Raw genomic sequence first — 24363 nt, forward strand, 5'->3', positions numbered from 1 at the left:
TGTTTGGACATGACCCTCTCGGAAAACCGCTTCACACTTTTCCGGATCATGCCCGTTGCTCGAGGTCTTCGTCGATGCGCGCGCTTCTGGTTTGTTTGACTGCCCTTCTGGCGGCTCTGCTCGCCGTCTCGCCCGAGTTCGCCTCCGCCCAGATGAAGCTGTCGCCGAAGGCGACAGTGCCGGGCGGCACAGAGACGCGCTATTTCACCTCGATCGACGGGCTGATGGACGGCAATGCCGACGTGATCCTGAAGGAGACGCGCCAGGGCAGGACGGTGACGGCGGCGGTGCTCGACGTCTGTTACCCGATCGCGAAAAATTCCGACCGCAAGGACCGCTTCGTCGTCAATCTCCAGGTCGCCGGCCAGTCGCTGACTGGAACGACGCAGAGCCTTGGCGAGAAGTCGCCGGTCAGCGTCAAGCTGCTGCGCAAACAGGCCGGCGACACGTTCGAATTCCGCGGCCAGATCGCGATCGGCCAGGCGGTGACAGAGGTCACCTCGCCGGACAATTCCGATCTCAGCGAAAGGGAATTTCTGGACAATCAGACCTCCGACGACGGCATCACGCCGCAGCCGAAGGATTTCACCGACGTCTCGCCGGAGGCGATTGCAGTCAAGGTCAAGCTCGACGCGGCGACCGACTTCCTGAAGAGCCTGAAGGGCCAGGAGGTCGAGGTGACGCTGGCGAGCCTCAGCGTCGGCTGCGATGCGCTGCGCGCCGGCGAGCAGACCATCAACATGTCGGTCGATCCCGAGCGCGCCGGTGCACTGCTGTCGAAATTCAAGGCGATGCCCGGCGTCACGGCCGCAGGCTGGACCGCAGGGATGGTCGAAATGGACCGCACCATCCGCTTCCCCGCGGCAGACTGGCGCGAGGGCGACAGGATCAACAAGGGCAAGCTCGCAACCGCGGTGGCGAGCGTGCTGAGCAGGACACTTGCGGCAAAGCCGGCCTCGCAGAGCTTCAACCCCGCGACCGGCAGGCTCAAGCTCGTCTTCAAGCGGCCCAATCAGGACTTTCCGGCACTCGAGCTCACCGACACGATCGAGGTCGCAGGGCTCGTATCGCCCGACAGACCGGGCACCACCGACAAGCTCATGCTCTGGATCGGCAGCCCCGCGACCACGACCGCAGACGAGAGCAGCGGTGCCAAGCTCAATCTGTCCGACGACGCAAGCCCGGACGAAGAAGGCGATCTGCCTGACGACAACGGATCGATCGAGGCGCTTGCCAAGGAGCTGAAGGGCCAGCGCTGGGACGCCGACAAGTCGGTGTGGAAGTAGCACGCCGAACGACCGTGCCCCGGACGTAGCGCGAAGCGCTGCGAGCCGGGGCCCGGAGGCGGCAAGCGGAATCGCGGAGAGAAAACCGGGTCCCGGCTCTGCGTCGCATCGCTTAGGCGATGCGCCTTGTCCGGGACACGAGAGCGGACCTCAATTCCCCGTCGTGCGAAAGCGCAGCGGCTTGGGGCCGATCAGCGTCAGCACGTCGCCCTGGCGCTTCCAGGTCTCGACGCTGCCGAGGGCGGCCACGAGTTCGTCGTCGGCCTGCGCCTTCGCCGGCGGACAGGAGCGGTCCTGGATCTGGCCGGGGACGAAGATCACGGTGTTGCCGGCGACCGAGAACTGGCCCTTGCCGCCCTTGCACCAGAGCTCCAGCACGACCTCGCCATGATCGCCGATCTCGATGTTCGGAATTCGTTTCGAGCCTGCTTGCGGCAATGCTTCGAGCGTCATCTCGGTGCCGAACGGGAAATCCTCTTGCGCGCGGGCGCCCCCCGCCAGGAGCCACAGCGCGGCCACCCCACACGCGACCTGCTTCACCGAAATCATCTGGAATCCTTGATCGTTCTGATTCGCCGAGCCTTCTATAAGACGGTGAAGGCGCTGAGAAGGTTCGCCGATGGCAAGATGCCAAAATTCCCGCGGGGCAGAGCCCTGCGGGAGTTTCGCCGGTGCTACGCCGCGTTCAACGCGCGTAAACGAGACTTGGCAACCAAAGAATGATCTGCGGGAACATGATGCAGAGACCGACACCAACCGCCTGCAGCACCATGAAATTGATCGAAGCCTTGAAGATCGTGGCCATGCTGATTTCCGGCGGAGCCACGCTTTTCAGATAGAACAGCGAATAGCCGAATGGTGGACTGAGGAACGCCATCTGCATGTTGATCATGAAGATCACCCCGTACCACAGCGGCACGTCGGCGGCCTCCACGCCGGGGATCCCGAACACGCCGCTCCAGTTCAGGCTCTTCATGATCGGCAGGAAGATCGGCACCGTCAGCAACAGGATACCGACCCAATCGAGGAACATGCCGAGCACGAACAGGATCAGCATCATCAGGAACAGGATGCCGTAAGGCGGCAGCCCGGTGCCCAGGATCGAATTGGCGACGAACTCCTGACCGCCCTTGAGAATGAAGAAGCCGACGAACATGGTGGCGCCGAAGAAGATCCACATCACCATCGCGGTCGCCTTCAACGTGGCAATGGCCGCCTCCTCGACCGCTGGCCAGGTCAACCGCCGATGCAGGGCTGATACGAACAACGCGCCGAAGGTACCGATGCCGGCGGCCTCGACCGGCGTGGCGATGCCGAAGAAGATGATGCCGAGCACGAGAACGATCAAAAGCAGCGGCGCGATCGTGTTCTTCAATAGCCGCAGCTTCTCCTTCATGTCGACCCGCTCTTCCGGCGGAAGGGCCGGACCAAGCTTGGGATTGATGTAGCAGCGGATAGTGATGTAGCCGATGTACATGCCGGAGAGCAGAAAGCCCGGCAGGATCGAGCCGACCAGCAATTCACCGAGAGATTGCTGCGCCACCACCGCATACACGATGGCCATCACCGATGGCGGGATCAGGATGCCGAGCGTGCCGCCCGCCAGCAAAGCGCCGCAGGCGATCTTCTGATCGTAGCCGCGCCTCATCATGGCCGGCAGCGCGATCATGCCCATCGTCACCTCGGTGGCACCGACGACGCCGACCATGGCGGCAAGCGCGGTGCAAGCGAGCACGGTCGCGGAGGCGAGTCCTCCCTTGATCGAACCCAGCCATTTGTAGACGGCATCGAACAGCTCTTCGATGATGCCCGCCTTTTCGAGCATGGCCGCCATGAAGATGAACAGGGGCACCGCGGACAGCTGGTAGTCGGTCATGAATGGGAAAATGCGCGCCGGCGTCATGTTCAGGACGGCGGCGTTGCCGAACAGGAACAGGAAGATGACCGCAAGGCTTCCGGTGCAGAAGGCCATCGGCAGGCCGAGCGCGAGCAGTACGCCGAGCGAGCCGAACATCAGCAGCGTGAGCCAGGCAATGTCGATATTCCACCCCATGGCTCAAGCTCTCCCGCGCGCAAGGAACGTAATGTCCTTCATGAGTTTCGAAATTCCCTGCAGGAAGAGCAGTCCAGCGCCGATCGGCATCGTCAGCTTTACGGTCCAGTACTGGACCCCCCATTCGGTGAACGAATGCTCGTCGTTGCCGATGGCATCGGCGGCGAAACGCCAACTGGTCCAGAACAATACGCCGACGAAGATGAAGAAGAAGACGGACGTCACGATGTCGGCCAGCGCTTTGCCGCGCGGCGAGAACCTGGTGTAGATCACGTCGACGCGCACGTGCTGATCTTCGCGATAGGCATAGGCGCCGGCCAGCATGTATTGCATGCCGTACATCAGGAACATGCTTTCGTGTACCCAATTGGTGGGCGAGTTGAAGGCGAAGCGCGCGATCACCTCGTAATAGTAGACGAACACCGAAAGTACGGCCCAATACGCCGCAAATTCGCCGGCGCGGATGTTCAAGAGCTCGATCTTGTCGGTAAGCCAGGTGTGGACTCCGAGCGTGGGATCTTCACCTGTCCCCAGCTGATCGACATGCGCCACTTGTTCCGGAGGCGGCGGATGAAGCCTGCGCTCCGCGGCCTCGCGTTCCGACGCGCGCCTCACGGCGCCCGGCAACAGCAACGCGTCCGCGAGCAGCATGGCGGCCATCAGGATTGCGAGCCAACGCGAATAGCGCTGCCACCGCGCGAGGCCAGCCTGGGCTTCTGCGAATTGCTGTTCGGCCACCTCGGCGGCGCCCTGGGCCTCCTTCAGCCGCTCGGCCATCTCCGGGGTGGCCTGCGTGTTTGGCGGAACCTGCGCACGCCGGATTGCGGTGTGCGAACTCTCGACGGCGGCACGCGTCCGAGAAACGTCCTCACGGCCATCGCGCATCTCACCGTTGGCGTAGAGGATCAGGAGAAACACCGGGATGAAGACGAGACCCCAGAGATTGCGGAGATAGAGGCGGTGCAGACCCATGAAGCCCGCGCAGAGCCAGAACATGTAGGCGACGAACAGCGACGGCCCCCGCGGGGCGCCGCGCTGCTTCTGGCGCTTGACGAAATACATGGCGATCAGGGGGAACACGATCAGAGTGCCCCAATAGAGCCAATGGGGCAGCACGAAATTCAGACTTGGCATCGAGGCCTCGGTGGAAGCGGGCTGGCTTGCAAATACTCGACCTTGCGGAAGGAGACACTTGGTCCGTCTCCTTCCGCCCTTCAATCGGATCGGGATGGCCTCAGAGGTCGAGCTTCTGGCCGCTGTACATGTCGGGCGTGACGTAGCCGAAGCTGGGAGATTCCATCACCTCGAGCTGCGCCTTGAAGATGCGGGCCGCGTCCTTGTCCTTGTTGGCCCATTTGAACCAGATCGGAACCGCCACTTTCTGGAATTTCTCGAGGTCTTCGGGAGGCAGGCGATTGATCTGAACGCCGGCCTTCTCGAACTTGCCCCAAGCCTCCATGTCGGCCTTCTGAACCGCGCCATGATGGAGCGCCGAATAGGCCTGGACCTCGTTCTCCACCCACTGCTGCATCTTGGGGGAGAGCTTGTTCCAGTGATTCATGCCCACGCAGAAGTCCATCAGGTCGACCGGCTGGTAGATCGACTCCAGGCCTGGAGGTCCCATCCAGATGTACTTCGCGACCTGCTGGAATCCGAGATCCCAGTTGACCGCCGGACCGGTGTAGTCGGCCGCCTCGATGGTTCCCTTCTCGAGGGCCGAGAACACTTCACCGCCCGGCAGCAGGGTCGTCTTTGCGCCAATCGCCGCGAACCCCTCCGCGATCATGCCGCCCGGCACGCGCAGCTTCAGATCCTTGAAGTCCTCGATCGAGCGGATCGGCTTCTTGGAGTGAATGATGTTCGGGCCGTGATGGATGCGGCCGACATACATCAGCCCCTGCTTGGCGAATACGTCGCGCGCGAGCTTCAGTCCGCCATTGCCGTAGAAGAATACGTCCCACTCGTGGGGGTAGCGCAGCCCCATCAGATAGGACGAGAGGAAGGCGGTTGCCGGCACCTTGCCGGCCCAATAGAGCGTGAACGAGTTCATTGCCTCCAGCACGCCGTTCTTCACGCCGTCCAGGAGTTCGAAATCACCGACGACCTCCTTCGCGGCGAACGGTTTGAACTCGAGTTCGCCGCCGGTCTTTTCCTTGATCGTACCGCACCATTGCTTGAACGTGGCGAGCCCCACGCCGGCCGGCCACGACGTTTGCACCTTCCACGTGGTCGTCTCGGCGGCCTGGGCATCGCCGATATAGGGTGCTGCGACGGCGGCCGTGCCCGCAGCGACGAGAAACTTGCGACGAGTAGTCTTCGGCTTGGTCGTTACGTTTGTCATTGGCATTCCTCCCTTGTAGTCGCCGTATTCCGCCCTTATGAGCGGTTATCTTTGCGGCTTAACCTCCGGACTGAGCGGTTATTCCGCGACTTTTTGCATCCAGCTGGAGCAATTTCGGACCAGCCGGTCCGGCTCACATCCTCGCGAAGTCCCGAGGCGTCTTATCCCGCGCCGTTTCGGCCATGCTAGGGTCGAGCTGTGGGCCGGGACAAGCCAACGCAGATTGAAGAGTTTACGACCTTAGTCTAAGCGGCCACGAGATTTCGCCATCGCTTCCTGCGATGCCCCCAATGCCTTGCATCCCCCCCGAGGAGACCCTGCTCTGTGAAGAACATCAGCGCCACGCTCGCGATCGTCTGGCGAATCGCCGCTCCCTATTTCCGATCCGAGGACAAATGGGCCGGCCGCGGCCTGCTGGCCGCCGTGGTCGCGATGGAGCTGGCGCTGGTCGCGATCGACGTGCTGGTGAACCAGTGGCAGAACCGGTTCTACAGCGCGCTCCAGAACAGCGACTGGGATACCTTCGTCAGGGAGATCTGGATCTTCGTCGGCCTCGCCTCAACCTATATCGCGCTGGCTGTCTACAAGCTCTACCTGAACCAATGGCTGCAGATCCGCTGGCGGCAATGGCTGACCCGGCACTATCTCGGCGAATGGCTCCACGGTGCCACCCACTACCGCATGCAGCTCAAGGGCGATGCGGCCGACAACCCGGACCAGCGCATCACCGAGGACGTCAAGAACTTCGTCGAGCAGACCCTGACGATCGGGCTGGGCCTGCTCTCCTCAATCGTGACGCTGTTCTCTTTCGTGATCATCCTCTGGGGCCTTTCCAACGCCGCGCCGCTGCACCTGTTCGGCACCGACCTCATGATCCCGGGCTATCTATGCTGGGGCGCGCTGATCTACGCGATCTTCGGCACCGCGCTGACGCACTGGATCGGCAGCCCGCTGGTCAACCTCAATTTCGAGCAGCAGCGCTATGAGGCCGACTTCCGCTTCAACCTCGTCCGTGTCCGCGAGAATTCCGAGCAGATCGCGCTGCTGAGAGGTGAAGGCGCCGAACGGACCCGCCTGCTCGATCGCTTCGGCTTCGTGATCGCCAACTGGTACGCCATCATGAGCCGGACCAAACGCCTCACGGCGTTCACGGCCAGCTACCAGCAGGCTGCGGTGATCTTTCCCTACGTGCTGGTGGCGCCGGCCTTCTTCGCCAAGAAGATCCAGCTCGGCGACATGATGCAGACCGCATCCGCCTTCTCCAGCGTACAGGGCGCACTGTCGTTCTTCGTCACGGCTTACCGGTCACTGGCGGAGTGGCGCTCGATCGTTGCGCGCCTCGATGGCTTCGAGATGTCCGTCGATTCAGCCGCAAACCTGCCGGCACATGAGCCTGCCATCGCGCTGGAGGTCGCCGGCGGGGGCCGCCATATCGACCTCGAGCAGCTCTGCGTGAACCTGCCCAACGGCACGCCGCTGGTTGCCGCCAAGGCCTTCACCATTGAGACGTCGGAACGCGTATTGGTGACCGGACCGTCGGGCTCCGGCAAGTCCACGCTGTTCCGGGCCATCGCCGGCATTTGGCCGTTCGGTACCGGCGCGGTTGTCATCCCCGAGAAGGCAAAGCTGATGATGCTGCCCCAGCGGCCCTATTTTCCGGTCGGCATGTTGCGCGATGCCGTTGTCTATCCAGCAGCGCCCGGCGCGTTCGACGCCGCGCAAGTCCGCGACGCGCTGATCGTGGTCGGGCTGCCTGACCTTTCTGGGCGGCTGGAGGAGCACGGCCACTGGAACCGGATGCTGTCGCTCGGCGAGCAGCAGCGCCTGGGGCTCGCGCGCGCGCTGCTGCACGTACCGGATTATCTGTTCCTGGACGAGGCGACTGCCTCGCTGGACGAGCCGTCGGAGGCCCGGCTTTACCGGCTGCTGGCGGAGAAGCTGCCGCACGCCACCATCGTCTCGATCGGCCACCGCTCGACGCTCGATGCCTTCCACACGCGCAAGGTCGCGCTGGTAAAGGACGGTACCATCCATGTCCTCGGCAACGCCGGCGCGCCGGCCGAGAAGGAGCCGACCGCGGCGCGCTGAGACGAGCCGGGAACGGCGCGTCTCATTCGGCCTCGTCAGCAATGACGGAGCGTGAAGTACCCGCACGGCTCTCCCACTCGCACTTTGAATCTGACGCCCCCGCAGCCTCGCGTTGCGCTGAGCACCCAGCCCCAAAGCAAAAGGGCGGCAGGTTGTCCCTGCCGCCCTCGCAAGTCGTTTCCGGAAGAACCTTACTTCAGGTTGCTCATCGCGGTCAGGTCGACCGAGAGCTTGGCGACGCCAGCCGCGCTGCACCAGTTCGAGCCGAACGCCGTGGCAGCATTCGCACCGCCGTTGATCGGAGTGACGAAGCCCGGGCTGGAGTTGGTGGCCGAGAAGTCGCTGGTGAAGGCGTTGCAATCGCCCTTCGACATGTCGGTGTCGTAGTAGCGCAGATCGAGCGTGAACACCTTGTAGGTGAAGCCGACGCCGATGTTCCAGGTATTGTAGCTCGGTTCCTTGATGCCGTTCGCGTACACCGGATCGCCCGCGATGCCGTAGAAGATGTCGGAGGTGCCGAACCACTGACGGCCGAACTCACCCGACACATACATGCCGACGCCGCTGGCACCGAACGTCGTGCTCGGCGCGGTCCACTTCGCGGTGATCGAGGCGTAGTTGCCCCAGGCACCGATATTCAGGAAGTTCGGCGAGTAGTATTCGTTGAAGCCGACCGTCCACTGGTCGTTGATGGCGACGTTCAGCTTGGCATAGGCTTCGAAGAAGCTCGCGTCCTTCTTGGCGAAGTTGCCGTTGATCGGAAGGCCGATCGCCCCCTGGGAGTTATCCAGGCTGGTACCGCAATTGCCCTGCGCGAGGGTGCCCTGCGAACCGAAGCAGCTTCCGCCCGGATAGAGATAGCCCCAGACACCGAAATCGAAGGCGAACATGCCGAAGGTCGGGCGGACACCGCCGTAGATATCGACTTCGGCCGCAGCGCGGTTCGGGAACGAGATGCTCGAAGCGGACGTACCGATGTAGAGCTGGAGGTCCTTGTTGACGTTGTAGCGCGGCTCGAAATAGGCCGTGACCGACGGGTTGTGGTTGGACTGGGTGATACCGCGGAAGATGTAGTCGTTCGTGATGCCGGCGCCGAACGCGACATCCCACGGATCGAAGGCCGGTGGCGGCGGGGCCTTCAGCGCCTTCACGCGCAAGTCTGCCGCGAAAGCCGAACCCGTCACCATTGCCAGCGCCGTTGCCAACAAGACCACTTTTTTCATTTCGATCCCCATCACCAGTTCTTACCCAGTCGGATCCCGGAAGCCCCCCGGGGCGAACGACCCATGTGCAAAATTGCGTTACCGCGACAATCTGGATTGAGGGACGTGGACCGTGAAGCAAAAAGCGCGGGCATCTGCCGACTTTTTAGGCGTTTTGACGATTCCACGAAAGGTTGTCAGCCTGTGTTGCTTCTCGATCACATTATTTGCATTCCAAAGTGCACAGGAGGCCCGTGTAAGTCCGGGGGTGGTCGGGCAGCGTAACACGCCGGCTACGAATCAGGCTTGGCGCCGGAAACGGCGGCCGCCGGACCTGCTTGCGGTGATGCAAAAAGGCCGCAGCCCCCGGCGCCGCGGCCTTTTCCGTTTACAGATCCTTCCAAGGGGAACGAGAGGCCTGGTCTATCCCTGTCCCTCGGCCGGCACCGATTCCGCAGAAGACGAAGGCATCGCCCAGCTTGTCTCGACGGCAGGCTCGGGAGCCGGAGCTTCCACCGGTGCTGACGGCTTCGGAGCAGGCGCTGCCTTCGCCTTCTTCGGTGCCGCTTTCTTGGCGGTCTTCTTGGGGGCGGCCTTCTTCACGGCCTTCTTGGCCGACTTTGCCGCAGCCTTCCTGGCGGCCTTGGGGGCTGCCTTCTTGGCAGATTTTTTTGCAGCCTTCTTCGCAGCTTTCTTGGCAGACCTCTTCGCGGATTTCTTGGCTGCCTTCTTTGCGGTCTTCTTCTTGGCCGCTACGACCTTCTTGGCCTTTTTGGCCTTCTTGCTTTTCTTCTTCTTCGCTTTCGCCATCGTGGTCCTCCTGTTGCCGCCGAACAATGGTCGATCGGGCGCCTTCAGTCGTCACCCCGGGAGGAAAGTTCAGGCTCTGAAAGCTCAAACTTACGCGTTCAGTGCCGGCCGCGACCCGCCCGTAGCCCAATCGAGAAGCTCAATCGTGTGTACGACCGGAACTGACGTGCCACTGGCAATCTGCACCATGCAGCCGATATTGCCCGCGGCAATCATGTCCGGCTTGACGCTCGCGATGTTGGCGACCTTGCGATCGCGCAACCGGCCCGCAAGCTCGGGCTGGAGAATGTTGTAGGTCCCCGCCGAACCGCAACACAAATGGCTCTCGGGGACATCTTTCACCACGAATCCATTCTTGGAAAGCAATTCTTTCGGAAGCGCCGTGATTTTCTGTCCGTGCTGCAACGAACATGCGGAGTGATAGGCGACGACGATGTCGTCCTGCCGCTCAGTCGTCGCGAGGCTGAGACTGGCGACGTATTCGGTGATGTCCTTGGCGAGCGCGGACACCTTCGCCGCATCCGCGGCGAGCGCGGCATCGCCTCGCAGCAGATAACCATAGTCCTTGATGACAGTGCCGCAGCCGGAGGCCGTCACCAGGATGGCGTCGAGCCCCTCGCCGGCCGCTTCCTTCCGCCACGCCGCGACGTTGGCGCGCGCCCGCGCCAACGCATCCTGGTCGTTGCCGAGATGATGGGTCAGCGCACCGCAGCACTGCTCGTCCCGGACCAGGACAACCTCGATGCCGTGGCGGGTCAGGAGACTGATGGCAGCCTGGTTGATGCGCGGCGCCAGCACTTGCTGGGCGCAGCCTTGCAGCAGCGCGACCCGGCCGCGCTTCTTGCCGAGCGCCGCAAATACGCTGCCGGCGGCAGGGCCAGCCGGCGGCAATTGGTTCGGGGCCAGCGCCAGCATCGCCTTGATGCGCTGGACCAATCCGGGCGTCGCCGAAGGCCGGGGCGTTGGCAGCAAGACGCTCAGCGGACGGGCCAGCCGCGCCAGCCACATGCTGACGCGGAAGCGCTGCGGGTCAGGCAGAACGAAGGCCAGCACCTGGCGCAACAGCCGCTCGGCCAGCGGCCGCTGATAGCGCTGCTCGATCCGGACCCGGGCCTGGTCGACGAGGTGCATGTAGTTCACGCCCGAGGGGCAGGTCGTCATGCAGGCAAGGCACGACAGGCAGCGGTCGATATGCTTGACCACCTCGGCCGTCGGCGCCTGGTCCTTCTCCAGCATCTCCTTGATCAGGTAGATGCGGCCGCGCGGGCTATCGAGCTCGTCGCCGAGCAGCACATAGGTCGGACAGGTTGCGGTGCAGAAGCCGCAATGGACGCAGGCGCGCAGGATCTTGTCGGCTTCCGCGATGTCGGGATCGGCGAGCTGCGCGAGTGAGAATTCGGTCTTCATGACGCAGCGCCCCGCGTCAGTCGTCCCCGGTTGAGAATGGCCTTCGGATCGAAGCTGGCACGCACCCGCTCGCTCAGGGCGGCGATCCCCGGCGCCTGCGGCTGGAACACGTCGATGGTGCGCCTGACGTCCTCGGCCGCCCGGATCAGCGTGGCGTGCCCCCCAACGGCATTGGTGCGCTCGCGCACGGCCAGGGCATGCGCGTCCGGCTTCGGTGGCACTGCTGCCCAGATCAGCCCGCCGCCCCAGTCGTAGATCAGATCGCCCCCCGTCTCGCGCGCCAATTGCGCGCCGAGCGCCGCGCCCGAGGCCGGCGGGCAGACGATCCGCCAGACCGGCCAGGCGCCCAGCGCGCCGCCGGCCGCGAATGGCAGCACATCGCGGATCGTGGCCCACAGCGCCGCAGATGCCGCATCCTCCACCAGCGTCGCGGTGCCGAACGGCGCCAGCAATTCGCGCAGCGATCCGGCGCGGTGGGCGGCGGAGGCGGTGATCCCCTCGAGCCGCAGCAGGGTCAGCGCCTCGCCCTGGCCCACGAGGTCGCCAAGCCCCTCGGTCCTGGCCCGGTATTCCGATCTCGGCAGATGCGCGGCACCCGAGACATCGAAGGGTGACCCCAGCGCCGCGATCATGGCCTTGTTGGCGGCGGCATCGTCGAGCCCGCGCAGCAGCAGCGTCCGCTCGGCTTCGGGCTTCGGCATCACCTTGAGCGTGACTTCGGTGATCACCGACAGCGTGCCCCAGGAACCCGCGAGAAGCTTGCAGAGGTCGTAGCCGGTGACGTTCTTCACCACCTTGCCGCCGGTCTTGAAGCTGTCGCCAAAACCCGAGACGGCATGCGCCCCCAACAGATGATCGCGCGCCCCGCCCGCCCGGATCCGCCGCGGCCCGGCGAGCCCGGCCGCAATCGTGCCGCCGATAGTGCCTGATACCGGCGTGCCGAGCAGCGGGGCGGTGTTGACAGGCTCGAAGGCGAATTGCTGGTTCTTGGCATCGATCAGCGCCAGCACGTCATTGAGCGGCGCACCGGCCTGGAGGGTGATGATGAGTTCGTTCGGCTCGTAAGAGGTGACGGCATTCAACGCGGAGAGGTCGAGCACGGCATTGGTCGCCATCGCATGACCAATGCTGCGCTTGCTGCCATGACCGATGATCTCAAGCGGCTGCTCGTTCGCGATCGCCGCGCGCACCACCTCTTCGACGTCTTTGGCGTCTCTGACCCTGAGCGTATCCACGGGAAAAGGCGGTACCGAAATTCGCCGCCAAAATCAAATGGGGCGTGACGCCTGCGACCCTTGCCGGACGCGATCGGGGTCCATCACACGCCACAGCAACGTTTCGATCATGGTCGAAGCGTTCACGACATCGACACTTCGATCACCGGCGAACCAAAGCCGGCAGGCCCTCGCTACAAGCTTGCGCCGATCGCGATCGAGACCCACCGATGGAGGTAGACATCATGAACCACTATGCCACGCAGAAATCTCTCCGCGACGCCGTCGACGGCGGCGGTCTGCTCGTGGTCGCGCAATGGGAGGCAAAGCCGGGCGAGGCCGACAAGGTCGCAGGGATTCTCGACCGCTTCCTGCCGGAGGCGCAGCGCGAGGACGGCGTCAAGCTGTTCCTGATCTCGCGCGGCAAGGACAACCCGGCGCAGTTCCTGTTCTACGAATTGTTCCGCGACGAGGCTGCGTTCAAAGCCCATCAGGAGAGCGCGCATTTCAAAACCTGGATCGCCGGCGAGGCTCTGCCGCTGCTGGCGAAGCGCGAGCGGACGCAGTACGGGCTGCTATGAGCGGTCGACGACCTTCTCCCTTGTGGGGCCCCTTGCGGGAGAAGGTGGCATAGGCGGCCTTCGGCCGCCGTTCTTAAGAGAACGCCGAAGCGAAGCTTCGGCTATGGCGCCGGATGAGGGGTTGCTTCAGCGAACTCAACTGTAAGCGGTTCGCGCGGCGAGAACCCCCTCACCCGTTTCGCCGCTCTGCCGCGAGCCACCCTCGCCCGCAAGGGGCCCACATGGGGAGAGCGTGCACCGTCACCGCGACCTTCAGAACCGCGGGATGTCCGGAAATGCCAGCTTGCCGGCGTGCACATGCATGCGGCCGAGCTCGGCGCAGCGGTGCAGGGTGGGGAACACTTTCCCGGGATTGAGCAACCCTTGCGCGTCGAAGGCGCATTTCAGTCGCTGCTGCTGGTTGAGGTCGATCTCGCTGAACATGTCGGGCATGAGATCGCGCTTCTCGATGCCGACGCCGTGCTCGCCGGTCAGCACGCCGCCGAACTCGACGCACGCGCGCAGGATGTCGGCGCCGAAGGCTTCGGCGCGCTCGATCTCGCCGGGCTTGTTGGCATCGTAGAGGATCAGCGGATGCAGATTGCCGTCGCCGGCGTGGAACACGTTGGCACAGCCAAGCTGGTACTTTTCCGAGAGCTCGCGAATCCGCGCCAGCGCCTTCGGCAGCGCGCCACGGGGGATCGTGCCGTCCATGCAAAGATAGTCGGGCGAGATGCGGCCGACGGCCGGAAACGCGGCCTTGCGGCCGGCCCAGAACAGATTGCGTTCGGCCTCCGAATTGGAAATCTGCAGCGTCACCGAGCCGCAGCCTCTTGCGATGCTCTCGACCCGTGTGATCAGCTCGTCGACCTCGATCTTGGGACCGTCGAGCTCGATGATGAGCAGCGCTTCCACATCGAGCGGATAGCCGGCGTGGACGAAGGCCTCCGCGGCGTGGATCGCGGGCCTGTCCATCATCTCCATGCCGCCGGGAATGATGCCGGCACCAATGATGCGCGCCACGCATTCGCCGGCCGCCTCGACCTCCGAGAAGCCGACCATCAGCGCGCGTGCCGTCTCCGGCTTCTGCAGGATGCGCACGGTGATCTCGGTGATGACGCCGAGCAGGCCTTCGGAGCCGGTGATGACGCCCATCAGGTCGTAGCCGGCGCTCTCCGCCGACTTGCCGCCGATGCGCAGGATCTCGCCGCTCATCAGCACGATCTCGCAGCCGAGCACGTTGTTGGTGGTCATGCCGTATTTGAGGCAGTGCACGCCGCCGGAATTTTCCGCGACATTGCCGCCGATCGAGCAGGCGATCTGCGAAGACGGATCGGGCGCGTAGTAGAAGCCGGCATGGGCGACCGCCTGGCTGATCGCCAGATTGGTGACGCCGGGCTCGGTGACCACGACGCGGTTGTCGAAATCGATCTCGCGGATGCGCTTGAACTTGCCGAGGCCCAGCAGCACACCGTCTTCCAGCGGCAGCGCGCCGCCGGACAGCGAGGTGCCGGAGCCGCGCGGCACCACCTTGATGTTCTGCTCTGCACAATACTTCAGGACGAGCGAGACCTGCTCGGTCGTATCGGGCAGCACCACGACCATCGGCGGCTGCCGATAGGCGGTCAGGCCGTCGGATTCATAGGCTCGCATCTCGGCGGCGCTGTCGATCACGCCCTCGCCCGGCACGATTGCGCGCAAAGCAGCAATGATCTCCGCGCGGCGCGCGAGCACCGCCTGGTCGCTCGCAGGCATCATGATGGCCATGACATATCCTTCCGGCTCGTCGCCCACGATCAATTTATCGCGGCAAATCAACCACGTCCGCGCCCGTTTGGGTAGGCCATCCGAAAGTCGGATCGACGATGTTCCGCGAGTTCGCTCTGGGACAAGTAGGAAATCGTGAAACCTGTCATGGTTTGGTGGCTTGTCCAAGCCGAGCAGGCCTGCCAAAAGCGGCGGGTCGACGCTTGTCGATCAGGCAAGAGACTGACCAGACCCACCAGGGAAGAGACGAAGAGCACCCGATGACAAAACTGACTTTTGGCGCACTGACGATCCTCACCGTGATTGCCACCGCACCCGCCGCGATGGCGCAGGATGTCGCGGCCGGCAAGACGTCGTTCAACAAATGCCTGGCCTGCCACGCGATCGGCGAAGGCGCCAAGAACAAGGTTGGCCCCGAGCTCAACGGCCTCAACGGCCGCCATTCCGGCAGCGTGCCGGACTACAATTACTCGGATGCGAACAAGAAATCCGGCATCACCTGGGACGAGGCCACGTTTAAGGAATACATCAAGGATCCCAAGGCCAAGATCCCCGGCACCAAGATGGCATTCGCCGGCATCAAGAACGAGACCGAGATCAACAATCTCTGGGCCTTCATTTCCCAGTTCGACAAGGACGGGAAGATCAAGCAGTAGAGGCAAAAAAGGGGGGCCGCTGGAGCTGGCGCGTTTTCTGCGCGCGAACTGGTATCCACGTCGCTCGAAAACGCTTTAGTCGGCGGCCGCCTGCCCCGGGACAATCCTGCCTATCATGGTCTCGATCTCGGCCTTCACGAGATCCGGCACGGCGTTCTGCACCATGTGGCCGAGGTCCGGCAGCACGATCAGCTTCGCATTGGGCACGGCCGCGGCGAACGGACGCGCGTGGATGCTGGTTTTCACCGTCTTGTCGGGCTCGCCGGCGACGATCGTGACTGGCGCCTTTATCTCGCCATAGCGCGCAACTTGCGCGGCGACCGACTCCTTCAACGTCACCAGATCATAGGCATTGGCGATGAACTCGCGGGGACGCAGCAGCAGCGGCGTCGCAGAGTCCCTGACGAAGCCGTCCGGCATGGTTTGCGGCAGGAAGACGTTGCGTGCACCGGATTCAGCGAGGACATAGCCGAGCGGCAGCGTGATCGTATAGGCGAGCAGCGGACCGATCACGGGCGTTGCGATGATCTCGTTGTAGCGGCCGACACCGCCGCGCCAGGGATGAGTGACGGGGGCGAGCATCACGAGACCGGCAACGCGGCGCGGATGATCGAGCGCGATCCGCGCGCCGAGGGCGCCGCTCCAGGAATGCACCACGAAGACCGCGCGATCGATACCGAGCTTGTGAAGCGCTTCATCGATCATCCGCGCCTGGATCTGCGGCGTCGAATCTTGCCGCCGCGCACGCGGGCTCCAGCCATGGCCGGGGCGGTCGATCAGAATCACGCGACGATCCCCGGCGAGGCTGTCACCGAGCGGCCGGCGCATCGCTTCGAGATTGGAGCTCGCGCCGTGCAGCATCACGATCGGAAGATCCGAATCGCGCGGGCCGATGTCGACGACATGAAGCGTCGCGCCGTCGACCTCGATCATCCGGCCCTGCGGTGGAAAGGCGCGTTGAACGGCGACGATTCCCGCCTGCGTGACCAGCGCCAGCAGAACCAGCGCCGTCACGACTGACATCACGATCATGGAGAGAATCCGGGTGATCCTGGGCACAGGGCAGTTACGGGTCTGATTGGCGGGCAGTTTCGCCGCCGGCTTTCCGCGCTTCCACCGGAAATGCCGGGGCTGTGGATATGTGTATAATTTCAGAACAAAAAACTCAATGGAATCAACAATATTGGCACAGCGCGCGTACGCCCCGAGCAGCTTCATGCAGGCGTCATCGCGGCGTCCATATAATCGCCATGGTCGGTTCCGCCATTTAGGCGCGGGTGGGCGCCGATCCTCCTCGCAACCTCAGGCGATGCGGGAAAGACCGGCAGGATTTGTCCTGGTTTGAACCGGAGAATTTTCAATGAGCTTCAGATCGAACGACACTGCGATCGACGAAATCGTCGCGAGCTGCAACGGCGACCTGCGCGGGGCCGTACGGGCGCTGCTTCTGATCAACGAGCATCTCGAGACCGAACTGGCAAAGGCTTACGCTGCAGCCGCCGATCGCGGCCTCGTCGAGCGCGGCAGCAACGTCCTGCATTGAGGGCAGGCCACACTAGTTCGTACCCTCCTCCCCCTTCTCTTCCTCGGGCGTGACTGCGGGACAGGCGCGGATCGTCGAACGGGCAAGTTTGGCGTCCGCCCTGGACTTGTAGGGACCGTCGCCGAACCAGATGTCGCCAATGATGACCGGATTGCTGGTCACGATATTGCATTGTCCGGTGGCGCGGTTGCCGACCACCCAGAACAATCCGTCGGCGAGGCTCACCGTTCCCGACGCGAGCAGCAATAGGGCTGCGAACACCAAACGCTTCATGGCTGTGCTCCTGCCATGCAGTTAGGCCAGCAACAGGCCCGGCAATAGTCCTGGTGACGCCCTGCATCGGATCGTGGTTAATCTGGGCACGCCGCAACCGCTCGGCAGCTGATCAACTTGTCCCTATTGTGTTGAGCAAGATCTCCTGAAACGACGCGCTGCGCTTTCCTTTGCGGATCGTGCCCTAGATGTCGCGACCTTCGACTTTCTCGGTCAGCGCCTTGACCTGATCGGGGATCTTTTCGAGGTGCGGATTGACGGCGAGCGCCCTGCGATAAGCATCCAGCGCACGCTTCTCGTCGCCGATCTCCTGCATGATCATGCCGAGGCCGGCGAGCGCGCCGAAATGGCGGGGCTCCCGGATCAGCACTTGCTGGACATCGGCGAGAGCGCGGCCATAGTCGTTCTGCATGTAATAGAGCGTCGCACGCCTGTTCCAGGCCTCGATGTAATCGGGCCTGAGCTTGATGACCGAATCCAGCAACTTGATCGCGACATCGATCTTCTTCGCATCGACCGCGGTCTTGGCGCGTGACATCAGAAGCGCCGCGGTGTCGCTCGGGGTCTGGAGCCAGATCGCCCAGATCCGCGCCTCGACATGCTTGGCGCTGACCTCGTCGGGAGCGGCCTTCAGCGCGCCGAACAGAAAATCGAGATTCTTGCTGCGATCGACCTTGGGCAGCTTGGCCGGCGCTTCCGGCAGCTTCTTCTGTTTGCCGGGCGGGTCAACCTGCTGCGCCAGGGCTGGAGCCAGTCCGGCGGTTCCCAGCACAAGGGCCAGACACAAGGTGCGCGCGAAGGGGAATCTGACTGCCATGGCGAAAGTCTAAACGCGCAAAGCCGCCCTTGCAAAGCAAAGGCGGCGTCAAACTCGTGTGAGACCGTGGTCTTGCGGGGCGCGCGACGGCGTCCGGCAGGGCAGGCTCAGCCGCTCGGATCAGCCCTGGCGAGCCTTGAAGCGGCGCTGCACCTTGTTGATCACATAGACCCGGCCCTTGCGGCGGACCAGGCGATTGGCGCGATGGCGACCGCGCAGCGATTTCAGCGAGTTACGGACCTTCATGGCAGAATCCTGAACGTTCGAAAGGCCGTGTTCGGCACTACCGTTTCGGTACGCGCGAATGTGGCAAAATGAGATTTTTCCCGCCGGCGGACCGACCGCCCGGGACGGGGCGGTTCTTAAGGCATGGCGGGAGGTGATGTCAATGTTAACTGCCCCGTTCAGAACCGGCAAATTCGTGAAAACAACCCCATGCACAGTCAAAGTGGCCGGATCGGCCTGATTTGTCCCTAGAGAAATCAAAGCCCTTCGACGACGCCTTGCCAAATTCGTTATATCATATAATCAATTTGGCAACCCGTCGGGAGGAAACCCATGCCGAAACTGAAGCTGCCCAATATCGACGATGTCGTCGCCATCGACATCCACACCCATGCCGAGGAGCCCTGCGGCTGCCATCCCGACGACGGCTATGACGACTTCCAGGCGCAGATGGCGGAATACTTCAAGTCGCCGAACAAGCATCCGCCGACCGTGCCGGAGACCGCGGCCTATTACCGCTCCAAGAACATCGCCGCGGTGATCTTCCCTGTCGATGCCGAGCGCGAGACCGGTTTCCGCCGCTACAACAATTACGAGATGCTGGAGGTCGCCTCCGAGCATCTCGACGTCCTTATCCCCTTCGTCTCGATCGACCCACACAAGGGCAAGCTGGGCGCCCGCGAGGCGCGCAAGCTGATCGAGGAATACGGCGTGCGCGGTTTCAAATTCCACCCGACCATGCAGGGCTTCTACGCCAACGACCGCATGGCCTATCCGCTCTATGAGGAGATCAACAATGGCGGCGCGATCGCGCTGTTCCACACCGGCCAGACCGGTGTCGGCTCGGGCATGCCGGGCGGCATGGGCATGCGGCTGAAATATTCCAACCCGATGTACATGGACGACGTCGCGGCCGATTTCCCCGACCTCAAGATCATCCTCGCCCATCCCTCCTTCCCCTGGCAGGAAGAAGCGCTGTCGGTCGCGACCCACAAGCCGAACGTCTATATCGACCTCTCCGGCTGGTCGCCGAAATATTTCCCGCCGATCCTGGTGCGCTACATCAACTCGATCCTGCAGGACAAGATGCTGTTCGGCTCGGATTGGCCCGTCATCACGCCGGACCGCTGGCTGTCGGACTTTTCCAAGATCGATATCCGCGAGGAGATCCGGCCGAAGGTGCTCAAGGCCAACGCGCGCAAGCTGCTGGGAATCTAGGCGCGTTCCCATCATCGCCACGCATTGAGGGCTTCGATTCCGTTGATCGAAGCCCTCAGACCAGCGCCAGGCCTCCATCGACGAAGAGTTCGCCGCCGGTCATGAAGCTGCTGTCCGAGGGCGCCAGGAACGCGGCCGCCGCTCCCGTCTCGGATGGATCGCCCACAAGCCCGATGCGCGTGGCGGCTTGGGCCAACCCCGGAAGTAACGCATCACTTATTGGATCCGCACGCCGCGACAATCGCGTACAGCAGTTTCGTGGTGCTGTACCCAATATCTTCCCGCGTTAAACCCATGCGCAGGATCACGAGTTTACGCGAGGGGATGATCGCGATCACCTGGCGGAGGTGCCCTTGCAACATGAACGTGTCGGCAGGGAGTCGGAATCCTTGGCCCGGCCCCAACCAAAGCTGTCCGCGACCGTATACCGGGCCATGTCCCTCGTCGGACGCCGGCACAGGCGAGCGCATGTAATCGACAAAGCCCGGCGGCAAAAGCCGTGCACCGTTCCACTCTCCGTTCAAGCGCAGGAATTCGCCGAAGCGCACCCAATCATGCGCATTGGCGAAGAGAAAGGCTTCGCCAAGGAATGTGCCTGAAGGATCGGCCTCAAGAACAGCGCTGGTCATGCCCAAAGGCTTGAACAATCGCTCCTGCGGATACGCTCGCGCGTCCGCTCCAACCGCGTTCTGCCAGAGCCAGGCCAACAGGACGGACGAGCCCCCGGAATAGTTGAACTTCGTTCCAGGCGGGGCGACAAGCGGACGATCCCTCGCGAAAGCCGCCGCATCATTTGCGAGATTCTCCAGCCCGTCAGGGTCGGGAGAATCACCATCTTCACTCCATTTCAATCCGCTTGTCATGGCCATCAAATCGGCCACCGAGATGTCCGCCCGCGCGTCGCCGGCCCACTCCGGAAACAGATTTTTTCGATCGAGCGAAAGCTTTCCGTCCTTGATCGCCATACCGGCCAAGACGGCGTTCACTGTCTTCGTCATCGACCAGCCCTGCAAGGGCGTCGAAGCGTTGAAACCTTCGCCGTAGGTTTCACCGATGATGCGCCCGTCGTGGACCACGACGATCGCGCGCATGCCCGGTCCCTGGAGAGCCGGATCGTTCAGCGCCGCCAGTAAATGCTTGTCGTCGGACAATTGAGCGCTCTCGCCGACCGGCCAGAGCGCATTAGGCTTTCCTGGCAGCGAAGGCGGCACGGCACGATCGGGGATTTCGTCGCTCGAGGCCAGCGTGCAACCACGTCCCTCCTCATATTGAGCGTAGCGTTTGGCAAACAGGCTACGATATGCCACCTCGACACGCTGGTTGGCGGTGTCGACATTGATGTTCAGACGTTTGACGATACGGGGAAGTGCAAACGCCACGTCGGTTCTAATCACCGCATCCGCGTTGCGTTTGGCAATGAACACGTTCGAGCAAACCATTTTGGCCGCAATGGCCGTGGCGGAGAGCAGCCCATTGGGTGGGATGTAGGTCAGCCAGACGCTGAATACCAAAACCCCGAGAAGCACAATCGCGACAACCAGCTTCAACAATCTCAGAACAAGACGCATGCTTCCGACTCGTCTCGAACAAGCGCTGACCACACGCATCATGGACGAGTTCTGCGAAAACTCAACTCAAAGTAGGAGGCTTCCTATCCGACCTTTCTCGATGTCCGAGTTGGATCGTAAGCCGGCGGCCACGCTTGCAGTGGCAGACTTCCGCTTTGCTCTGGTAAGCTGACGATGATGCGCGCTCCCCAATCGGAGTTCTTGCGCCCCACGCCCCCCGGGAGGATTGGCCCATGCCCATCAACGCCATCGTGTTCGACGCCTATGGGACGCTCTACGACATCCAGTCGGTCGCTGATGTCACCGAGGATGCGTTTCCGGGCTATGGCGAGATCATCACGCAAATCTGGCGCATCAAGCAGCTCGAATACAGCTGGTTGCGCTCGCTGATGCGGCGCTACCAGGATTTCGCCGCGGTGACCCGCGACTCCCTCGCCTATACGCTGCGCGTGCTCGGGCTCGCCTATGAGAGCGAGGCGTTCGAGCGCGTGATCGAGAAATATCTGCACCTCGATCCCTATCCCGATGCGGCGGCCGCGCTCGCGGCCCTGAAGCCACGCAAGCTCGCGATCCTCTCCAACGGCAGCCCGGACATGCTGAACGCGCTCGTGCGCAACTCCGGCTTCGACCAATTGCTCGATGCCACCATCAGCGTCGACGCCAAGAAGATCTTCAAGCCGAGCCCGGAGGCCTATGAGCTGATCGGCGAGGTGCTCGGGACCGCGCCGGAGGAGGTTCTGTTCGTGTCTTCCAATCCTTGGGACGCAGTGGGGGCGAAGTCGTTCGGGCTGAACGTCGCCTGGATCGAGCGGATGACGCCGGAAGCCATGGCGCTGGCTTGCGTCGAGAACGAACTCGTGGCACCGCTCACCATGTTCAAGGCGATCCGCACCCAGATGGACGAGCTCGGCTTGGCGCCGGACCATCGCGTCCGTTCGCTCTCGGAGTTGCCGGGGATCGCTTAGCATCGCCGCCCGCCTGCAAGCCTGGAATGAGCTGACTGGAATGAGCCTGGAATCCGTTCGCGCCTTCTTCGCCGACAAAGCCCCCGACATCACCGTGATGGAATCGCCGATCAGCTCGGCCACGGTGCCGCTTGCCGCCGAGGCCTATGGCGTCGAGCCCGGCCGCATCGCCAAGACGCTGTCCCTGCGCATCGGCGAACGCGTGATCCTGATCGTGGCCGCCGGCACCTCGCGCATGGACAACAAGAAGGTCAAGGCGCAGTTCGGCGGCAAGCCGAAGATGCTGGGGCTGGAGGAGGTCGCCGACATCACCGGTCACGAGGTGGGCGGCGTCTGCCCGTTCGGGCTGAAATCGCCGCTGCCGGTCTATTGCGACGTCTCGTTGAAGGCCTTCGACGTGGTGGTGCCGGCCGCGGGCTCGACCCACAGCGCGGTGCGCATCACACCGGAGCGGATGGCCAAGTTGACCGCTGCGGAATGGGTCGATGTCTGCGAGGTCAGGCCGTTAGGCGGCACCGGTTAGGATGCCTGATGCATTTGCCGGTCGGGGAGGTTAGCATGGTGACCATGACCGACGACAAGGTGAAACGACGATTGACGACCGTGCTGTGCGCCGACGTGTACGGCTATTCTCGTCTCATGGAAGCGGACGAGACCGGAACGCTGGAGACGCTTCGCCGCTACCGCACGGCCATTGCGCGCCTGGTCGAACGTCATGACGGCCGCATCGTCAACACCTGGGGCGATGCCATCATCGCCGAGTTCGCCAGCGTCGTCGAAGCCGTGCAATGCGCGGTCGAGATTCAGCAGGAGATCTCCAGCCAGGCCTCGGACGCGCCTCAGGCGAGCCCGATGCAGTTTCGCATCGGCATCAACCTCGGCGACGTGATGGTGGACGGCTCCGACATCTATGGCGACGGGGTCAATATCGCATCGCGCCTGCAAGAGCTCGCCGAGCCCGGCGGCGTCGTGATCTCGAGCTCCGTCTACGATCAGGTGCACAACAAACTGTCGGTTGGTTTCGACTGCCTCGGCCAGCGCCCGATGAAGAACATCGCTCCCCTGACCAGCTATCGGTTGACCCTCGGTGGCCAGGCCGCCGCGCCAGGGAGCGTCGCGATCGAGGAACGCGCAAGGCCCTCAGAGCGAGCGCGGACTCCGCGATTGGAAGAGAGGCGCGCGCCATCTCGCGCGACCAATGTCGTCTCGGATTGGCTCACAAGGCTGCCCCGCCCGGTTGCGGCGGCCCTCACGGTGTCCGCCTTCCTGATTCTGATCAATCTGTTCACCAGCCATAAGATCTGGTTCCACTGGCCGGTCGCAGCCATTCTGTTCGGCGTCGTCTTGCGGATGGTGCTTGGACATCGACCCGAATCGGACAGCCGAGGGGAGCGCTGATCGGGACGGCGCGACCGCATCTTCGCGCCTACCAGCGGTGCATTTTTCCGGATCACGCGCTCATCAGAGTCTAATCGTCGTCATCGTCATAGGGTCGCGGCTGCACCTGCGGAGGTGGCGGCGGCGCGTTGTCATAGCGCGGCGGCGGCGCGACACGATTGCGGGGGAGCTGCTGCGGCGGCGGCATCTGGTTGTTGGATTGGAACACCGCGCGGCAGCCGCTGGAGAGCTGGGGCGTATTCTGCTGCAAACAAGCCGTGATCCGGCTCACGTCGGGGATCTGATCGCTGCAAAGCCGCCAGACGTCCGGCGTGCAGGCCATCTGCTGCTCCATGGTCCCGCGATATTCTTCGGCGAATGCTGCGCCCGGGGCAACGATGCCGCCGATCGCGAGCACGACACCCAGCGCAATCCGCTCTGTCCGCATGTCCCGATCCTTCTCGATTCCCGTGGGTTTTCATCAAATCAATGAGGCGGGAGCCGGTTCTGGACCAACAACAAAACGTGAAAACGCCGCTGGAACTTCGGGGAATTCCGCCGACGCCCCAGTCCGTGGCGCCACCGCAACAGGGCCGAGGCACACCGGCGTCCTGGACCTTTCGCAGAGGGCCAAGCGGCAAGAACCAGGCATATACGAAGCGTTAGTCATGTCCGTCTCCGCCAGGAACGCATGCCCGGATTCGCTGTTGCCCTCCCAGGGAGCGTGGAGCGATGCGAAATCTTGCGACCATCGACGTCGCGCTGGACGAGATGCTGGTGAATCTCGCAGCAATCGTCCTGCGGCTTTCGAAACCCGAATTGACGCGGACGCCGGAAGCGCGGCGCGCCTTGGCGCAATCGATCCATCAATACGGCGTGTGCGCAGCACGCTCGAGCGATCCGCGCGTCCACGAATTGAAGACGCGGCTGGACGAGACGCTCAAGCCGACCTTGCGCATCGTCGCGATCGACGGCGTAAAGGTGTCGTAGTCC

At 63.2% G+C, this 24363-nt stretch carries 25 protein-coding genes and 1 pseudogene; 10 read left to right on the forward strand and 16 right to left on the reverse strand.

Going from position 1 to position 24363, the window contains the following annotated elements:
• The first annotated feature begins 74 nt into the window (after positions 1-74).
• A complete protein-coding gene (locus XH87_RS25190) occupies positions 75-1286 on the forward strand; it encodes a hypothetical protein (protein WP_271589317.1) in 1212 nt (403 codons plus the stop codon).
• Between the two features lie 150 nt (positions 1287-1436).
• Here XH87_RS25190 and XH87_RS25195 read toward each other — a convergent pair whose 3' ends face one another.
• From XH87_RS25195 to dctP, 4 genes are all read right to left on the reverse strand, one after another.
• A complete protein-coding gene (locus tag XH87_RS25195) occupies positions 1437-1835 on the reverse strand; it encodes an META domain-containing protein (RefSeq protein ID WP_035712614.1) in 399 nt (132 codons plus the stop codon).
• Between the two features lie 136 nt (positions 1836-1971).
• Complete coding sequence (locus XH87_RS25200; RefSeq protein WP_271589318.1) at positions 1972-3339, reverse strand: TRAP transporter large permease; 1368 nt, start codon at positions 3337-3339, stop codon at positions 1972-1974.
• Positions 3340-3342: 3 nt separating this feature from the next.
• On the reverse strand, positions 3343-4473 hold the full coding sequence (locus tag XH87_RS25205) for a TRAP transporter small permease subunit (RefSeq protein WP_271589319.1): 1131 nt from the start codon (positions 4471-4473) through the stop codon (positions 3343-3345).
• 100 nt (positions 4474-4573) lie between these two features.
• Positions 4574-5680 carry a TRAP transporter substrate-binding protein DctP gene (gene dctP, locus XH87_RS25210; protein ID WP_158668659.1) on the reverse strand — a complete coding sequence of 369 codons (1107 nt, stop codon included), beginning with the start codon at positions 5678-5680 and terminating at the stop codon, positions 4574-4576.
• Between the two features lie 324 nt (positions 5681-6004).
• Here dctP and XH87_RS25215 point away from each other — a divergent pair, with 324 nt between their 5' ends.
• Positions 6005-7768 (forward strand): ABC transporter ATP-binding protein/permease, encoded by a 1764-nt coding sequence (locus XH87_RS25215; RefSeq protein ID WP_271589320.1) that lies wholly within the window; start codon positions 6005-6007, stop codon positions 7766-7768.
• A gap of 191 nt (positions 7769-7959) precedes the next feature.
• On the opposite strand, the gene XH87_RS25220 is transcribed toward XH87_RS25215, so the two are convergent.
• From XH87_RS25220 to XH87_RS25235, 4 genes are all read right to left on the reverse strand, one after another.
• Complete coding sequence (locus XH87_RS25220) at positions 7960-8991, reverse strand: TorF family putative porin (RefSeq protein WP_271589321.1); 1032 nt, start codon at positions 8989-8991, stop codon at positions 7960-7962.
• A 402-nt stretch (positions 8992-9393) separates the two neighbouring features.
• The gene (locus XH87_RS25225; protein ID WP_271589322.1) at positions 9394-9780 is read right to left on the reverse strand and encodes a histone; all 387 of its coding nucleotides are present in this window, start codon (positions 9778-9780) and stop codon (positions 9394-9396) included.
• 90 nt (positions 9781-9870) lie between these two features.
• Positions 9871-11187 carry a glycolate oxidase subunit GlcF gene (gene glcF, locus XH87_RS25230; RefSeq protein ID WP_271589323.1) on the reverse strand — a complete coding sequence of 439 codons (1317 nt, stop codon included), beginning with the start codon at positions 11185-11187 and terminating at the stop codon, positions 9871-9873.
• Positions 11184-12422, reverse strand: coding sequence for an FAD-binding protein (locus tag XH87_RS25235; RefSeq protein WP_271589324.1), 1239 nt, complete (start codon positions 12420-12422; stop codon positions 11184-11186). Before XH87_RS25235 ends, glcF begins: the two co-directional genes overlap by 4 nt.
• A gap of 224 nt (positions 12423-12646) precedes the next feature.
• Between XH87_RS25235 and XH87_RS25240 the strand changes: the two genes are divergently transcribed.
• A complete protein-coding gene (locus tag XH87_RS25240; RefSeq protein WP_271589325.1) occupies positions 12647-12982 on the forward strand; it encodes a putative quinol monooxygenase in 336 nt (111 codons plus the stop codon).
• Positions 12983-13234: 252 nt separating this feature from the next.
• Here XH87_RS25240 and XH87_RS25245 read toward each other — a convergent pair whose 3' ends face one another.
• Positions 13235-14728 (reverse strand): FAD-linked oxidase C-terminal domain-containing protein, encoded by a 1494-nt coding sequence (locus tag XH87_RS25245; protein ID WP_271589326.1) that lies wholly within the window; start codon positions 14726-14728, stop codon positions 13235-13237.
• A 260-nt stretch (positions 14729-14988) separates the two neighbouring features.
• On the opposite strand from XH87_RS25245, the gene cycA reads away from it, so the two are divergent.
• Complete coding sequence (cycA, locus tag XH87_RS25250) at positions 14989-15384, forward strand: cytochrome c-550 CycA (protein ID WP_035712649.1); 396 nt, start codon at positions 14989-14991, stop codon at positions 15382-15384.
• A 75-nt stretch (positions 15385-15459) separates the two neighbouring features.
• On the opposite strand, the gene XH87_RS25255 is transcribed toward cycA, so the two are convergent.
• Positions 15460-16416 carry an alpha/beta fold hydrolase gene (locus XH87_RS25255; RefSeq protein ID WP_271589327.1) on the reverse strand — a complete coding sequence of 319 codons (957 nt, stop codon included), beginning with the start codon at positions 16414-16416 and terminating at the stop codon, positions 15460-15462.
• Between the two features lie 328 nt (positions 16417-16744).
• Between XH87_RS25255 and XH87_RS25260 the strand changes: the two genes are divergently transcribed.
• Positions 16745-16927, forward strand: a complete 183-nt coding sequence (locus XH87_RS25260; RefSeq protein WP_035712653.1) for a hypothetical protein — start codon at positions 16745-16747, stop codon at positions 16925-16927.
• A 12-nt stretch (positions 16928-16939) separates the two neighbouring features.
• Here XH87_RS25260 and XH87_RS25265 read toward each other — a convergent pair whose 3' ends face one another.
• From XH87_RS25265 to ykgO, 3 genes are all read right to left on the reverse strand, one after another.
• Positions 16940-17200 carry a hypothetical protein gene (locus XH87_RS25265; protein ID WP_271589328.1) on the reverse strand — a complete coding sequence of 87 codons (261 nt, stop codon included), beginning with the start codon at positions 17198-17200 and terminating at the stop codon, positions 16940-16942.
• Between the two features lie 184 nt (positions 17201-17384).
• Entirely contained in the window at positions 17385-18017 is a 633-nt protein-coding gene (locus tag XH87_RS25270) for a tetratricopeptide repeat protein (RefSeq protein ID WP_271589329.1), read from the reverse strand.
• A gap of 120 nt (positions 18018-18137) precedes the next feature.
• Positions 18138-18263, reverse strand: coding sequence for a type B 50S ribosomal protein L36 (gene ykgO, locus XH87_RS25275; protein WP_006611362.1), 126 nt, complete (start codon positions 18261-18263; stop codon positions 18138-18140).
• Between the two features lie 312 nt (positions 18264-18575).
• Between ykgO and XH87_RS25280 the strand changes: the two genes are divergently transcribed.
• Positions 18576-19460, forward strand: coding sequence for an amidohydrolase family protein (locus XH87_RS25280; protein WP_158671753.1), 885 nt, complete (start codon positions 18576-18578; stop codon positions 19458-19460).
• Between the two features lie 55 nt (positions 19461-19515).
• Here the strand turns inward: XH87_RS25280 and XH87_RS25285 are convergent.
• Both XH87_RS25285 and XH87_RS25290 read right to left on the reverse strand, forming a co-directional pair.
• Positions 19516-19647: pseudogene (locus XH87_RS25285) on the reverse strand (SDR family oxidoreductase); the annotation flags it as partial.
• A 25-nt stretch (positions 19648-19672) separates the two neighbouring features.
• On the reverse strand, positions 19673-21028 hold the full coding sequence (locus XH87_RS25290) for a serine hydrolase domain-containing protein (protein ID WP_271589330.1): 1356 nt from the start codon (positions 21026-21028) through the stop codon (positions 19673-19675).
• Between the two features lie 233 nt (positions 21029-21261).
• Between XH87_RS25290 and XH87_RS25295 the strand changes: the two genes are divergently transcribed.
• The 3 genes from XH87_RS25295 to XH87_RS25305 are packed head-to-tail and all read left to right on the forward strand — an operon-like array spanning position 21262 to position 23391.
• Positions 21262-21993 carry a haloacid dehalogenase type II gene (locus XH87_RS25295; RefSeq protein WP_271589331.1) on the forward strand — a complete coding sequence of 244 codons (732 nt, stop codon included), beginning with the start codon at positions 21262-21264 and terminating at the stop codon, positions 21991-21993.
• 40 nt (positions 21994-22033) lie between these two features.
• A complete protein-coding gene (locus tag XH87_RS25300; RefSeq protein WP_035712669.1) occupies positions 22034-22516 on the forward strand; it encodes a YbaK/EbsC family protein in 483 nt (160 codons plus the stop codon).
• Between the two features lie 44 nt (positions 22517-22560).
• Complete coding sequence (locus tag XH87_RS25305; RefSeq protein ID WP_271589748.1) at positions 22561-23391, forward strand: adenylate/guanylate cyclase domain-containing protein; 831 nt, start codon at positions 22561-22563, stop codon at positions 23389-23391.
• Between the two features lie 70 nt (positions 23392-23461).
• Here the strand turns inward: XH87_RS25305 and XH87_RS25310 are convergent, their stop codons facing one another.
• Positions 23462-23818 (reverse strand): hypothetical protein, encoded by a 357-nt coding sequence (locus tag XH87_RS25310; protein ID WP_271589332.1) that lies wholly within the window; start codon positions 23816-23818, stop codon positions 23462-23464.
• A gap of 284 nt (positions 23819-24102) precedes the next feature.
• On the opposite strand from XH87_RS25310, the gene XH87_RS25315 reads away from it, so the two are divergent.
• Positions 24103-24360, forward strand: coding sequence for a hypothetical protein (locus XH87_RS25315; protein WP_271589333.1), 258 nt, complete (start codon positions 24103-24105; stop codon positions 24358-24360).
• Positions 24361-24363 lie beyond the last annotated feature (3 nt).

The sequence above is a fragment of the Bradyrhizobium sp. CCBAU 53415 genome (genome assembly GCF_028128735.1).
Classification (GTDB): domain Bacteria; phylum Pseudomonadota; class Alphaproteobacteria; order Rhizobiales; family Xanthobacteraceae; genus Bradyrhizobium.